Here is a 13,485-nt window from a genome sequence, read left to right as displayed (position 1 = left end):
ATACACGCTTATTATTTTGTTTTTTATTTTAAGTTAAGGAAAAAATATGAAAAGAACATACCAACCACATAAAACTCCTAAAAAAAGAACTCACGGTTTTCGTGTACGTATGAAAAGCAAAAATGGTCGCAAAGTGATCAACGCTAGACGTGCTAAAGGTAGAAAAAGATTAGCGGTATAAAAGACTTTCTAAGTATTAAAGACTTAGGAGAATTTGCAGCAATTTACAAAGAAGGTAAAAAATGGCACTGCGAAGGCGTGATCATCTTTTACACCTTAAGTGATGAGAAAAAATTTGCTGTCGTTGCTAGTAAAAAAGTTGGAAAAGCTGTCATAAGAAATAGAGCCAAAAGGCTCTTAAGATCAGCTTTTTTTCAGGTTAAAAATCAAGTTGAAAACGGAAAATACATACTTGTAGCTAAATCAAGTATTACTGAAATTCCTTTTTTAAAATTAGAAAAAAACTTGAAATGGGGTTTGAAAAAAATAGGATGCATAAAATAGCTTGTCTAAAACTTATCAGATTTTATCAACTCTTTATCAGCCCTTTTAAGCCACAATGCTGTAGATATTATCCAAGTTGCTCCGAATACGCTTTATGGCAATTTAAAAAAAATAATATTCTTAAAGCATTTGTTGCTGTTTTTTTAAGAATTTTAAAATGCAATCCGTTTTTTAGAGGTGGTATTGATTATCCTAAAATACGCAAGAATAATCTAAACTCAGGTATATGTTTTAAACCTAGTTTTAATGCTTTAAAACAACTCAACTATCTTTATATCCCTTGCAACGATAATCAATTTTTTTTAATTAAGATTATATTTCCAAAGGACAATCCGTGTCAGAAAATTTATCCCAGCAAAAACGCATACTAATTGCCGTTGTTTTATCATTCTTATTTTTTGTAGTTTATGATTATTTTTTTATCCCAAAAGCTCCACAAGTTGAGCAAAACATCACTCAAATAGAACAAAACAATTCAGCTCCACAAGCCACTGCAAATACCAACACTCAGGCTCCAAAAACTGAACTAAGTGTTAACCAAAAAGAAGAAATAGCAGTTGTTAAAAGTGAACATTTTGAAGCACATATTGACTCTTTAGGTAGAATTGCTAAATTTTATTTAAGCGATGCAAAATACAAGGATGAAAATGGCAAAAGCATCAACTTAGTAGATGCTTCTTTATCGCCTATGCCATTAGAATTAAGATTTAGCGATGCAAAAATCAACCAAGAAGCATTTAATACAATATACACTGCAAGTCAAAAAACCCTTGAGGTAAATGATGATAACACCACACTAATTCTTACGCAAAATCTAAACGATCTTGTTGTGACCAAAAAAATCACATTCTATCCATACGGCAATTACGACCTAGAAGTTAGTTTAAGTAAAGATGCAGCTTACTTTATCACTCCAGGTTATCGTCCCAATATAGCAGTTGATAGCTACACAGTACATGGAGTTTTGATCTTAGATAAAGATGATAAAATCACTATGCTAGAAGATGGTGATGTAGAACATGATGAAAGCTTTTCAAATGTCACTCTTATGGCTGCTTCAGATCGCTACTATAGTGCTTTCTTTTACAACTTTGAAAATCCACTTAATGCGGTAGTTACAAAAGATAGTCATGAAAATTCCATCGTTTTTGCTAGCGCTAATAATATCTTCAAAGCAAGTGGTTATTTAGGATCAAAAGAGCATGAAATTTTAAGATCTATTCACGCTGACTTAGATGATGTAGTAGAATATGGTTGGTTTACTTTTATCGCTAAACCGATGTTTGAGTTTTTAAATTTCTTACATGGATACTTAGGCAACTGGGGTTGGGCTATTGTTGTTATGACATTAATTGTGCGTATTATCCTTTTCCCGCTTACTTATAAATCAATGATTTCTATGAACAAACTTAAAGACTTAGCACCTAAAATGAAAGAGATTAGAGAACGCTATAAAGGCGATCCTCAAAAAATGAATCTTCATATGATGGAGCTTTATAAAAAACACGGTGCAAATCCTATGAGTGGTTGTTTGCCTATACTCATTCAAATTCCTATCTTCTTTGCAATCTATAGAGTTTTACTCAATGCAATAGAACTCAAAGCTGCACCTTGGGCATTTTGGATCACAGACTTATCTGTAATGGATCCTTGGTTTATCTTACCTATATTTATGGGCCTAACTATGTTTATCCAACAACTTATCACACCAATGGCCATACAAGATCCTATGCAAGAAAAAATCATGAAATTCTTACCTTTGATTTTCACATTCTTTTTCTTGACCTTCCCGGCAGGTTTAACCCTATATTGGTGTGTTAACAATATATGCTCACTTATCCAACAAGTGATTGTTAATAAACTTTTCAAAAATCACAAAAAAGAGGAAGTAGCTAAACATGAACATAGAAGCTAAAGACTTACAAACTGCACTCATAGAAGCCTCAAAGCAACTTGAGTGCTCTGTGGTTGACTTAGAATACGAAGTCATTCAACATGCAAAAACAGGCTTTTTGGGTTTGTTTAGAAAAAATGCTATCATTTGCATTAAAGGACATAAAAAACCTCAAAAACCTCATTATGAAAAAGCAAAAAAATATCAAAATGAAAAATTAAATAAACACACTACAAAAAACTATGAAAAATACGAACCAAAAAAAGAATATAAAGAAAATCATTCATTTCAAAAACCTCTAGAAAACAATACATCAAGAGAACACTATAAAGTCAAAAATGATGCAATTTTTGATTCATTCCACAAGGAATCTTCAGAAGAGATCAATATCGCTTCTTATATTGATGAAATTCATTATTCATTAGAAAAACTACTTGCGACTTTTGATTTTGATATTAAGGTTATACAAGTGAGTGTTTGGGATGAAAATTGTGTTTTAATCAAACTTGATGGTGAAGATGCAGCCTTGCTTATAGGAAAAGAAGCACATAGATACAAGGCTTTTTCGTATTTGCTTTATAATTGGCTTAATGCTAAATATAAAATTCAACCTAGATTAGAAATCGCGCAATTTTTAGAAAATCAAACCCAAGCTATTGAAAGTTATCTAAAAATTCTTATAGAAAAAGTAGAAAGCACAGGAAGAGTTCAAACAAAACCATTAGATGGAATTTGGCTAAAACTTGCCTTAGAAAAACTAAGAGAACGCTTTCCAGATAAATACGTCGCCATCAAGCAAAACGATGATCAAAGATACATCGTTGTAAATGATTTTTTGAAGAAAAATGAATGAATGATACTATAGCTGCTATTGCTACAGCCCATGGAGTGGGCTCTATAAGTATTATTAGAGTAAGTGGAGTTAAAGCTTTAGAGCTTGCACTAAAAATTACTCGTAAAAAAGAACTAAAACCTCGCTATGCACACTTATGCAAATTATACAAAAACAACAACGATTTTTTAGATGAAGCTTTAGTGATTTATTTCAAAGCACCTTTTTCTTTTACGGGAGAAGATATAGTAGAATTTCAACTCCATGGAGGCTTTTCTTTGAGTGAAATTTTACTCGATGAACTTATTTTAGCAGGTGCACGCCTTGCCAACCCTGGAGAATTTAGTAAACGGGCTTGTCTTAATGGTAAAATGGATCTTCTAAAAGCCTTAAGCATACAAGATGCTATTATGTCAAAATCAACAAGTGCTGCAAATATTATTGCTAAAAACATTAAAGGTGATTTAAGTAAATTTTTAAATACCATTCGAATTGATCTTGTTCAAACACTTGCTTTTGTAGAAACTAGTATAGACTATGCAGATGATGATCTACCGCAAGATCTACTTGATCAAATCATCACTATGTGTGAAAAAAATTCAAAACTTTTGCGTGACATCGTAGATATTTCTTTAAGTAAAAAAGGTTTGATAGAAGGCTTTAAAGTTGTAATTATCGGCAAACCAAATGCAGGAAAAAGCTCGCTACTAAACTCACTTTTAGCATTTGATAGAGCCATTGTATCTAATGTCGCAGGCACAACAAGGGATCGTATCGAAGAAAGTTTAAAAATAGGTTCACACTTAATTAAGATCATTGATACAGCAGGTATAAGAAATGCAGATAATGAAATAGAAAAAATTGGGGTTCATTTAAGTTATGAAAGCATTAAAGAAGCAGATATTATCATAGCTGTTTTTGATGGTTCTAGAGAATTTGATGAAGAAGATGCGCGTATTTTACAAGCTTTAGAAAATTGCAACAAAAAAATTCTTTATGTCTTAAACAAAAGCGATTTAACCACTAGATTTCAACACGAAATAAGCAACTCTTGTATACGTATTTGCGCACAAGAAAATACCCAAGCTATCAAAGAAAATTTAAACGAATACCTTAACACCCTTGATGGCGATGGAATGCTAATTAGCAATACCTTAATACTCAATGCTTGCAAAAATGCTAGCGAAGCCATTTTACGTGCAAGAGATTTATTAAAAGAAAGCTCATTAGAGCTTTTTGCCTTTGAATTAAATTTAGCCATAGGAGAGATAGCCCAATTTACAAAAGATTTTGAAAGAGATGAAATTTTAGATGCAATGTTTAGTAATTTTTGTTTAGGTAAATAACAAGGAGAGAAAATGGATAAAGAAATTATAAAACAACACAAAATCAGCGATGAGGAATATCAAGAAATTTTAAACATACTAGGCAGAGAGCCTAATCTATTGGAGCTTGGAGTTATTTCTGCCATGTGGAGTGAACACTGTTCGTATAAATCAAGCAGAAAATACCTCAATGGCTTTCCAACCAAAGCTCCTTGGGTTATCCAAGGACCTGGTGAAAATGCCGGAGTAATCGATATAGGCAAAGGAATGGCTGCTGTATTTAAAGTAGAAAGCCACAATCACCCAAGTTTTATAGAACCATTTGCAGGTGCTGCAACCGGTGTAGGTGGAATTTTACGTGATGTTTTTACTATGGGCGCAAGAGTAGTTGCTGGCATGAATTCTTTAAAATTTGGCAACATTCATGATGAAAAAATAGGTAAACACCAAAAATACCTAGTTAAAGGTGTTGTAAGCGGAATTTCGCACTATGGTAATTGCATGGGTGTGCCTACCATAGGTGGAGAGTGTGCTTTTGATGAATGTTTCAATGGAAACATCTTAGTAAATGCTTTTGCACTTGGAACTTGTAAAATTGAAGATATTTTTTATGCAAAAGCTGAAGGTATAGGAAATCCTGTTATTTACGTAGGCTCAAAAACCGGTCGCGATGGACTTGGTGGAGCTGTAATGGCAAGTGATAGCTTTAATGAATCTAGCAAAAGCTTAAGACCAACTGTGCAAATTGGAGATCCATTTGCTGAAAAACTACTAATGGAAGCTTGCTTAGAGCTTTTTAAAACAGATTATATTGTAGGTATTCAAGATATGGGTGCAGCTGGACTTACCTCAAGTTCTTTTGAAATGGCAGGACGTAGTGGTAGCGGAATGAAGCTTTATCTTGATAAAACCCCTATGAGAGAAGAAGGCATGACTCCTTATGAGTTAATGCTAAGCGAATCACAAGAAAGAATGCTAATTTGCGCTAAAAAAGGTTATGAAGAAAAAGTAATCGAGATTTTCAATAAATGGGGGCTTGATGCAGCGATTATAGGTGAAGTTACCGATACTGGTAAAATGGAACTATTTTGGCATGATGAGTTAGTTGGCTTAATCCCTATTGAACCACTAAGCGAAAAAGCACCTATGCTTGATAGACCTGTAGCTAAGCCAGCATATTTAGATGAAATAAAAAACTATCAATTTAAACTCAATATTTCCACCCAAGAAGCATTTGAAAAACTCCTTGCAAATGAAAATGTAAGCAACAAAGCTTATATTTACGAACAATTTGATTCAAGCGTGCAAACCAATACTTTAAAAAGTGATGGAGCTTTAGGAGCAAACAGCATTCGAATCAAAGAAAACAATTGCTTACTTTCCATGGCAATTGAATGCAACTCAAGATTAAACTATATTGATCCAAAAATAGGTGCAGCAGCAGCTGTTGCAAGTGCAGGTAGAAAAATAGCATGCTCAGGCGCTAGACCATTAGCAATTAGCGACTGTTTAAACTATGGTAATCCACAAAATCCTGAGGTAATGTGGCAATTTGCTCAAGGCTGCGAAGGTATCAAACTAGCTTGTAAAGAACTCAACACTCCTGTGGTAAGTGGCAATGTTTCCTTATATAATGAAACCGATGGAGTGAGTATTTTTCCAAGTCCAACCATCGCATGTGTTGGAGTCAACGAAAGCGCAGAAAATGTTTTAAAATCATACTTTAGTAAAAATACACAAGCTATTTATTTACTTGGAGAAAGCAAAGGTGTTTTTGGTGGATCTTTGGTTGCTAAAGTTTTAGATCAAAAAGTTGCAGGAGAACTTAAAGATATAGATTTTAACGCGGAATTAAAACTATGGGATTTCTTACTAAAAGCCAATGAAACAAAATTACTTGACTGTGCAAATAGTATAGGTATTGGTGGTCTTGCTATCACTCTAGCAAAAATGAGCGCAAAGGCAAATTTAGGCATTGAAGTAAAAACTAATTTTGAAGATAAAAGTTTTATTTTTGAAGAAAGCCCAACAAGAGTTATAGTAGGTGTTAAAGATGAAGAAAAATTTATTAAATTTGTAAATGAAATGGGAATTAAATTTACAAAACTTGGAAATTTAAATGAAAAAGATTTCATTTTAGATGAAATTAAGATATCTTTAGCAAAACTACAAGCAATTTATTTTGATAAATTTAATGAATATTTAGGATAAAAATGCTTTTTGTTTTATTAATATTAGCAATTTTGGCATTTTATTGGTATTATAAAACATGGGGAAAAGATGATCTTTTGGGCTCTTTTAAAAAAGGAGCCAAAAGCTTTTCTCAAGGCTTTAAACAAGGCTACCATGAAGAAAGAATTGATGGTTTTAAAAGAAGACTAAACTACTATGTTATAGCACTTTTAGCAAAAATCGCAAAAAGCGATGGCAGGGTAAGTGAAAACGAAGCCAATATGATTTCACAAATTCTTGATTATAATGCCAAAGATTCAAAAGAAAGAGAATTTTTAAAACAGTGCTTCAATGAACACAAAAACACTTTAAATGATACTTATGAAGTAGCCAAAGAACTTATCAAAGAAGTGCCTTTACCACAGCAAGAACGAATTAATATTTTTAATGTTTTAGTTGCAATGGCTTTAATAGACGGAGAAGTCAATCATGCAAAAAAAGAAGTTTTAATGTCTATCATACGAGCTTTTGGACTAGATGCAAATTTACTTGATAAGCTTTTAAATTCCATGAAAACTCAAAATTCAAACATGAATTTACAAAAAGCATGTAAAATTTTAGGAGTAAATGAAAATATAACATTACAAGAACTGAAAAAACGTTATAGAGAACTTGCTAAAAAATACCATCCTGATATTTTAAATGCTAATCACAGCGATGAAGCCAAAATAAAAGAAGGTGTAAAAAAATTTCAAGAAGTTAACGAATCTTATGAATTTTTAAAACAATACATAGAAAGGAAAAACTAAATGAAAGCACTCATTAGTGTAAGCGACAAAGAAGGTGTTGTAGAATTTGCAAGCGAACTTGCAAAGCTAGGTTTTGAACTTTTATCTACTGGTGGTACATATAAACTTTTAAAAGAAAACAACCTACAAGTGCAAGAAGTAAGTGATTTTACTCAAAGCCCAGAAATGTTTGAAGGGCGTGTAAAAACCTTACATCCAAAAATTCATGGCGGAATTTTATATAAAAGAGAAGATGAAAATCATCAAAAACAAGCCAAAGAACATCACATCGAAAGCATTGATTTGCTGTGCGTAAATTTATATCCTTTTAAAAAAACAACCATTATGACACAAGATTTTGATGAGATTGTTGAAAATATTGACATTGGCGGCCCAGCAATGATACGCAGTGGTGCAAAAAACTTTAAAAATGTCATTGTTGTTTGTGATATTTTAGATTATGACAAAATCATTCAAGCTTTAAAAGAAAATACCTTAGATCTTGATTTTAGAAGATCTTTAATGATCAAAGCATACGAGCATACTGCAAATTATGATGCATATATAGCAAACTACATGAATGAGCGCTTCAATGGTGGCTTTGGGGCAAGTAAATTTATCGTAGGACAGAAAGTTTTTGATACAAAATACGGAGAAAATCCTCATCAAAAAGGTGCTTTGTATGAATTTGATGACTTTTTCACACATAATTTTACAACCTTAAAAGGCGAAGCAAGTTTTAACAACCTAACCGATATCAATGCGGCTTTAAACTTAGCAAGCGCTTTTGATAAAGCCCCTGCAGTGGCAATTGTAAAACACGCCAATGCCTGTGGTTTTGCTATAAAAGAAAATCTACTTCAAAGTTACATCCACGCATTAAAATGTGACACCTTAAGTGCTTATGGCGGAGTTGTTGCGATCAATGGAACCTTAGATAAAGAATTAGCACAAAAAATTAATGAAATTTATATCGAAGTAATCATTGCTGCAAATGTAGATGATGAAGCATTGGAAGTATTTAAAGATAAAAAACGTATTAAAATTTTCACACAAAAAGCACCATTTTTAACTAGAGCTTACGACAAATACGACTTCAAGCATATTGATGGTGGCTTCGTATATCAAGATAGTGACGAAGTTAAAGAAGATGAGCTAAAAAATGCGGTTTTAAAAAGCGAAAGAAAAGCGAGCGAAGAAGAATTAAAAGACCTTGAAATAGCTATGAAAATTGCCGCATTCACCAAGTCAAACAACGTAGTATATGTAAAAAATGGTGCTATGGTAGCTATTGGCATGGGTATGACAAGTCGTATTGATGCGGCTAAAGCAGCTATTAGCAAGGCAAAAGAAATGGGGCTTGATTTGCAAGGTTGCGTTTTAGCAAGTGAAGCATTTTTTCCTTTTAGAGATAGCATTGATGAGGCTAGCAAAATCGGAGTAAAAGCCATTATCGAGCCAGGTGGAAGCATAAGAGATGAGGATATTATCCAAGCAGCTAATGAATATGGCATTGCATTATATTTTAGCGGTGTAAGACACTTTTTACATTAAAAAAGGGAGATTAAAATGTTTAAAAGCATCGGTGCAAAGATATCTTTAGCAATGATTTCCACATTGCTTATTAGTTTTATTATTATGCAAATTATTTTGCAAAACGACTCTCAGCAAACAACCGATAGAATCAGTCGCGCTAATTTAGATACTCTAAGTGCTTCTGTTTTTCAAACATTAAGAATGGCGATGAACCTAGGCGATCCTGCTATCATAGAACAAGCTATTAAAGAAGCTGGAGAGATTGAAGGTATTAAAGATATTAAAATTTATCCCTCACAAAGCACCATTGAGCTTTTTGAAATGCAAAAATTTACAAAAAGCGATGATAGACTCATCAACGAACAATTTAGTAAACCTCAAGTTAGAGCAGTCGAAATCAACAATGAACAAGGGCATTATTTAAGATTAATACGTCCATTAATCGCCAATGAAACCTGTCTTGCATGCCATGCCAATGCTCAAAAAGGCGATGTATTGGGCGTGATGGATATGTACAATGACTTAAAACATATTGATGATGATCTAGCAGACTCTGCAAGAACTTATATTGTAATCTTTAGCGTTGCTTTACTTTTTACTGTATTTGCTGTGCTTTATATTTTAAAAATTGTTGTAGGAAATCCTGTCTTAGACCTTTTAAAACATGCTAAAGAACTAGCTAGTGGAGATGGGGATTTACGTGCAAGAATTAGCGTAAAAAGCAATGATGAAATAGGCAAAGCTTGTGTTTATATTAATCAATTTATCGAAAAAATTCAAAATACCGTTATTTCTACCAATGAAAGCTCTCAAATGGTAGATAAGCAATCAAAACTTCTAAATGCCAATGCACTTGATCTAGCTAATAGAACCAAAGAAGGTCACACTAAAACAGATGAATCTTACCAACTAAGTGAACAAATTCACACAGAATTACAAGATCTAGCTGTGCTTTCAAATAATGCAAACAAAGCAAATACAAAATCATTCGAAGTATTAAATGCTATGCTTGATTCGCTAGGTCAGGTAGTGGATAAAGTGAGAGTTGTTGCAGAAAATGAAGATGTTTTATCTCAAAAAGTAGAAATCATGGAAAAGCAAGCAGAGGAAATCAAAAAAGCCTCTGAAATGATGGGAGAAATTGCTGATAAAACTAATCTTTTATCTCTAAATGCAGGGATAGAAGCAGCACGTGCAGGAGAGTTTGGGCGCGGATTTTCAGTAATTGCTGAAGATGTGCGAAATCTTGCTCAAAACTCGGAAGAATTTTTGAAAAATATTGCTATAGTAACCAAGCAACTAGTAGATAGCATCAATGAAGTTTCTAAAGAATTAAAACACAATGCAAAAGAAATTAATTCACTAAATCAAGATGCAAAAGATCTAGTAGAAGGAACCAATGAAGTAAAAGTTTGCAATGAGAATGCAAGAGATTTAGCTAATGCATGTATGCAAAAAATTTCAAGTACACAAGAGACTTTGCAATCTTTACTAGATAAAATGCAAGAAACCGTCAAACTCAGTGATAAAAACGAAGAAATTTCAAAAATTTTACTTGATGTTGCACATGAGTTAAATATAGTCTGTCAAAATTTAGAAGATGAATTAAAACATTTCAATGTATAAAATAAAGGAGTATAAAAATGAAAAAATTACTAGCATTTGGCGCTGCAAGCGTAGCTATTTTTAGTGGGTGCTCGGTGGCGAATTTAAGTGTTGATGATTTACAAAATAAAGAATTTACTATCAGTTCTTATGAGGCTAATGGAAAAACTTTTGAATCCAATACAATAAAAACTAGCATTAGCTTTGACAATAAAGACAAAAGAGTATTTGGAGTATCAGGGTGTAATAGATTTTTTGGAAACTATAAAGATCAAGGAGATAGCATTAAAATAGAAGACAATCTTGCCTCTACTAAAATGCTTTGTGATCAAGAATCTATGAAATTTGAAGATAATTTCTTGAGATATTTTAATGGAGATTTTCAAATCACTAGTGATGATAATGGCATCATACTAGAAAATAAGAAAATGAAAGTATATTTAAAATAAGCCTTTTGGGCTTATTTTAAATGCTCTAATATATCCTCACAAACCTTTCTAGGTTCTTTTGCTTTATAAATAGGTCTTCCTACTACAATAAAATCTGAAAGATTTTCTTTCGCACATTGGATATCAGCCACTCTTTTTTGATCATCTGAATTTTCTTTAAAAGGGCGAATTCCAGGCGTCAAGGTGATAAATTTTGAATCTGTGTTTTCTTTTATTAGTAAGCTTTCATACACCGAACACACCATACCATCAAGACCACTTTCGTAGCTTATTTTAGAAAATTCTTTCACCGCTTGTTTAATATCTTGGCGGTATAAGCTAAAAAATTCTTGCTCATCAAAACTTGTCAATGCTGACACAGCCAATACTAACGGTCTTTTTTCTAGAGCACTCAAGCGATCCATGATTGTACACATAGCGCTTTTTCCAGCACTTGCATGAATATTAAACATATCTACATTAAGTTTTGCAAGTTCTTCACAAGCATCGGCCATAGTATTTGGAATATCATAAAGCTTTAAGTCTAAAAAAATTTTAAAATCATCTATTTTTTTAATCGCCTCTAAAAGCTTTACACCATCTCTTAAATAAGACCTAAGCCCTACTTTTATCCATATATCTAAACCCTTTAATTCTTTAGCCAAATGAAGGCAATCATCATAACTTGCCACATCAAAAGCCACACAAAGCTTCATTGTTTTTCCTTGTTGATTTTATCTAATACTCCATTGATAAATTTAGGAGCATTATCACCTGCCATTTCCTTAGCAAGCTCTATAGCTTCGTTAATGATAATCGCTTTTTGAGTAGAAGTAAATAAAATCTCATAAGCACCTAAACGCAAAATAGCTTTTTCTATATTAGCCACCCCATCTAATTTATACTCTTTTAAACATTCATTGATTTTTTCATCAAGAAAAGCAAGCTGCTCATTGATACCGTTGTATAAATCTAATGTAAATTTTCTTTGATCGTTGCGAATTTTTTTCTCATCTAAAAATTCATTGATAAAGTCTTTATTTTCCTGATTAAGCTGTGCTGCATAAAGCAAGGAAACGATACTTTGTCTTACTTGATGTCTAGTAGCCATTTTAAGCCTTAATTTTTTGAATTAAATTAAGCATTTCAACTACGGTAAGCATAGCTTCAAAGCCTTTATTTCCTGCCTTACTACCTGCTCTTTCTATAGCTTGTTCTAAAGTATCAGTTGTTAAAACTCCAAAACTTACAGGCACATTCGCCCCAAGTCCTACACTTGCGATCCCTTTAGTTGTTTCAGCTGCAACATAATCAAAATGCGGAGTGCTGCCACGTATTACCGCTCCAACACAACAAATTCCATCAAATTTTTTACTCTCTATAGCTTGTTTTAATGCAAAAGGAATTTCAAAAGCACCGGGCACTAAAATAAGATTTAAATTTTCTTCTTTACCCCCATGTCTTAAAAAAGCATCTTTAGCACCTTCAACCAAACGATCAGTAATGATGTGGTTAAATCTTGCATTAATGATTGCGATTTTCTCATCACCTTTTAAACTTAAGTTTCCTTCTATTATCTTCATATGTTTCCTTTTTAAATGATTTCTTGAATTTTTAAAAGCGTATCAACGCAATTTTTAAGTCTTGAAAGATCAAGCATATTTGGACCATCACACAAAGCCTCACAAGGATTAATATGCGTTTCAAAGAAAAATCCATCTACACCAACACTAGCAGCGGCTCTTGCTAAAGGTTCAACAAATTCGCTCTTGCCGCCACTGCTTCCTCCATTTGCCCCTGGCATTTGGACACTATGGGTAGCATCAAAAATAACTGGAGCGTATTTTCTCATAATAACCAAACTTCGCATATCTACCACTAAATTCCCATAACCAAAACTCGAACCTCTTTCAGCCACAAAAACACCATTTTCTTTTGCAACTTCAAACCCCTCTTCATCAATGCCTCTAGTTTGTAAAATTTTAGCTACACTGTATTTAATATCATCAGGATTTAAAAATTGTCCTTTTTTTACATTAACTTTTGCTTTTGTTTTAGCAGCTGCCACTAAAAGGTCGGTCTGTCTGCACAAAAACGCAGGGATTTGCAAAACATCTACAACCTCAGCCGCAATGCTTGCTTGAGAACTTTCATGAATATCAGTGAGAATTTGCATACCAAATTTATCTTTTACTTTTTGCAAAACCTCCAGACCCTTTTCAATGCCTGGTCCTCTGAAGCTATTAATACTTGTGCGATTTGCCTTATCAAAGCTTGATTTAAAATAAAAATCAATTCTATCATCTTTTAAAAAGCACTCTAGTTCTTGCGCAACCTTAAAAACAAGCTCTTCGCTTTCTATCACACAAGGACCTGCAATTAATATCATTTTTTTCATCTA

The 13,485-nt window shown here is 33.0% G+C and carries 15 protein-coding genes; 11 read left to right on the top strand and 4 right to left on the bottom strand.

Translation table 11 applies throughout. The features are described 5' to 3' along the window. The first annotated feature begins 46 nt into the window (after nucleotides 1–46). Genes rpmH through A0083_RS02910 form a run of 11 tightly spaced genes read left to right on the top strand, consistent with a single transcriptional unit; the run spans nucleotide 47 to nucleotide 11,105 of the window. The gene (rpmH, locus tag A0083_RS02960) at nucleotides 47–181 is read left to right on the top strand and encodes a 50S ribosomal protein L34 (RefSeq protein ID WP_012661270.1); all 135 of its coding nucleotides are present in this window, start codon (nucleotides 47–49) and stop codon (nucleotides 179–181) included. After that, entirely contained in the window at nucleotides 178–504 is a 327-nt protein-coding gene (gene rnpA / locus A0083_RS02955) for a ribonuclease P protein component (protein ID WP_197554515.1), read from the top strand. Before rpmH ends, rnpA begins: the two co-directional genes overlap by 4 nt. Next, entirely contained in the window at nucleotides 492–875 is a 384-nt protein-coding gene (gene yidD / locus A0083_RS02950; protein WP_120759509.1) for a membrane protein insertion efficiency factor YidD, read from the top strand. Before rnpA ends, yidD begins: the two co-directional genes overlap by 13 nt. After that, nucleotides 839–2,419: a membrane protein insertase YidC gene (gene yidC / locus A0083_RS02945; RefSeq protein ID WP_197554063.1), complete on the top strand. Its 1,581-nt coding sequence runs from the start codon at nucleotides 839–841 to the stop codon at nucleotides 2,417–2,419. The genes yidD and yidC overlap by 37 nt, the downstream gene beginning before the upstream one ends. Next, the gene (locus A0083_RS02940; RefSeq protein WP_197554060.1) at nucleotides 2,403–3,251 is read left to right on the top strand and encodes a Jag N-terminal domain-containing protein; all 849 of its coding nucleotides are present in this window, start codon (nucleotides 2,403–2,405) and stop codon (nucleotides 3,249–3,251) included. The genes yidC and A0083_RS02940 overlap by 17 nt, the downstream gene beginning before the upstream one ends. Then, nucleotides 3,248–4,576 (top strand): tRNA uridine-5-carboxymethylaminomethyl(34) synthesis GTPase MnmE, encoded by a 1,329-nt coding sequence (mnmE, locus tag A0083_RS02935; RefSeq protein ID WP_197554057.1) that lies wholly within the window; start codon nucleotides 3,248–3,250, stop codon nucleotides 4,574–4,576. The genes A0083_RS02940 and mnmE overlap by 4 nt, the downstream gene beginning before the upstream one ends. A 12-nt stretch (nucleotides 4,577–4,588) precedes the next feature. Then, on the top strand, nucleotides 4,589–6,766 hold the full coding sequence (gene purL, locus A0083_RS02930) for a phosphoribosylformylglycinamidine synthase subunit PurL (protein WP_197554054.1): 2,178 nt from the start codon (nucleotides 4,589–4,591) through the stop codon (nucleotides 6,764–6,766). 2 nt (nucleotides 6,767–6,768) lie between these two features. Continuing rightward, nucleotides 6,769–7,536: a DnaJ domain-containing protein gene (locus A0083_RS02925; protein ID WP_197554051.1), complete on the top strand. Its 768-nt coding sequence runs from the start codon at nucleotides 6,769–6,771 to the stop codon at nucleotides 7,534–7,536. After that, a complete protein-coding gene (gene purH / locus A0083_RS02920) occupies nucleotides 7,537–9,069 on the top strand; it encodes a bifunctional phosphoribosylaminoimidazolecarboxamide formyltransferase/IMP cyclohydrolase (RefSeq protein ID WP_120759520.1) in 1,533 nt (510 codons plus the stop codon). Between the two features lie 15 nt (nucleotides 9,070–9,084). Beyond that, nucleotides 9,085–10,677: a methyl-accepting chemotaxis protein gene (locus tag A0083_RS02915; RefSeq protein ID WP_197554048.1), complete on the top strand. Its 1,593-nt coding sequence runs from the start codon at nucleotides 9,085–9,087 to the stop codon at nucleotides 10,675–10,677. A 17-nt stretch (nucleotides 10,678–10,694) separates the two neighbouring features. Continuing rightward, nucleotides 10,695–11,105 carry an META domain-containing protein gene (locus A0083_RS02910; RefSeq protein ID WP_043019543.1) on the top strand — a complete coding sequence of 137 codons (411 nt, stop codon included), beginning with the start codon at nucleotides 10,695–10,697 and terminating at the stop codon, nucleotides 11,103–11,105. A gap of 11 nt (nucleotides 11,106–11,116) precedes the next feature. Here A0083_RS02910 and pyrF read toward each other — a convergent pair whose 3' ends face one another. From pyrF to kdsA, 4 genes are read right to left on the bottom strand one after another with little or no spacing between them, the layout of a single operon-like run. Next, nucleotides 11,117–11,800: an orotidine-5'-phosphate decarboxylase gene (pyrF, locus tag A0083_RS02905; RefSeq protein ID WP_197554045.1), complete on the bottom strand. Its 684-nt coding sequence runs from the start codon at nucleotides 11,798–11,800 to the stop codon at nucleotides 11,117–11,119. Next, nucleotides 11,797–12,195, bottom strand: coding sequence for a transcription antitermination factor NusB (gene nusB, locus A0083_RS02900; protein WP_197554042.1), 399 nt, complete (start codon nucleotides 12,193–12,195; stop codon nucleotides 11,797–11,799). The genes pyrF and nusB overlap by 4 nt, the downstream gene beginning before the upstream one ends. 1 nt (nucleotide 12,196) lies before the next feature. Beyond that, nucleotides 12,197–12,667, bottom strand: coding sequence for a 6,7-dimethyl-8-ribityllumazine synthase (gene ribH, locus A0083_RS02895; RefSeq protein WP_043019540.1), 471 nt, complete (start codon nucleotides 12,665–12,667; stop codon nucleotides 12,197–12,199). Between the two features lie 11 nt (nucleotides 12,668–12,678). Next, entirely contained in the window at nucleotides 12,679–13,482 is an 804-nt protein-coding gene (gene kdsA, locus A0083_RS02890; protein ID WP_120759529.1) for a 3-deoxy-8-phosphooctulonate synthase, read from the bottom strand. Between the last annotated feature and the right edge of the window lie 3 nt (nucleotides 13,483–13,485).

The sequence above is a fragment of the Campylobacter sp. 2014D-0216 genome (genome assembly GCF_014931215.1).
Lineage (GTDB): Bacteria > Campylobacterota > Campylobacteria > Campylobacterales > Campylobacteraceae > Campylobacter_D.
This window is presented reverse-complemented; position numbering and strand designations above follow the sequence as displayed.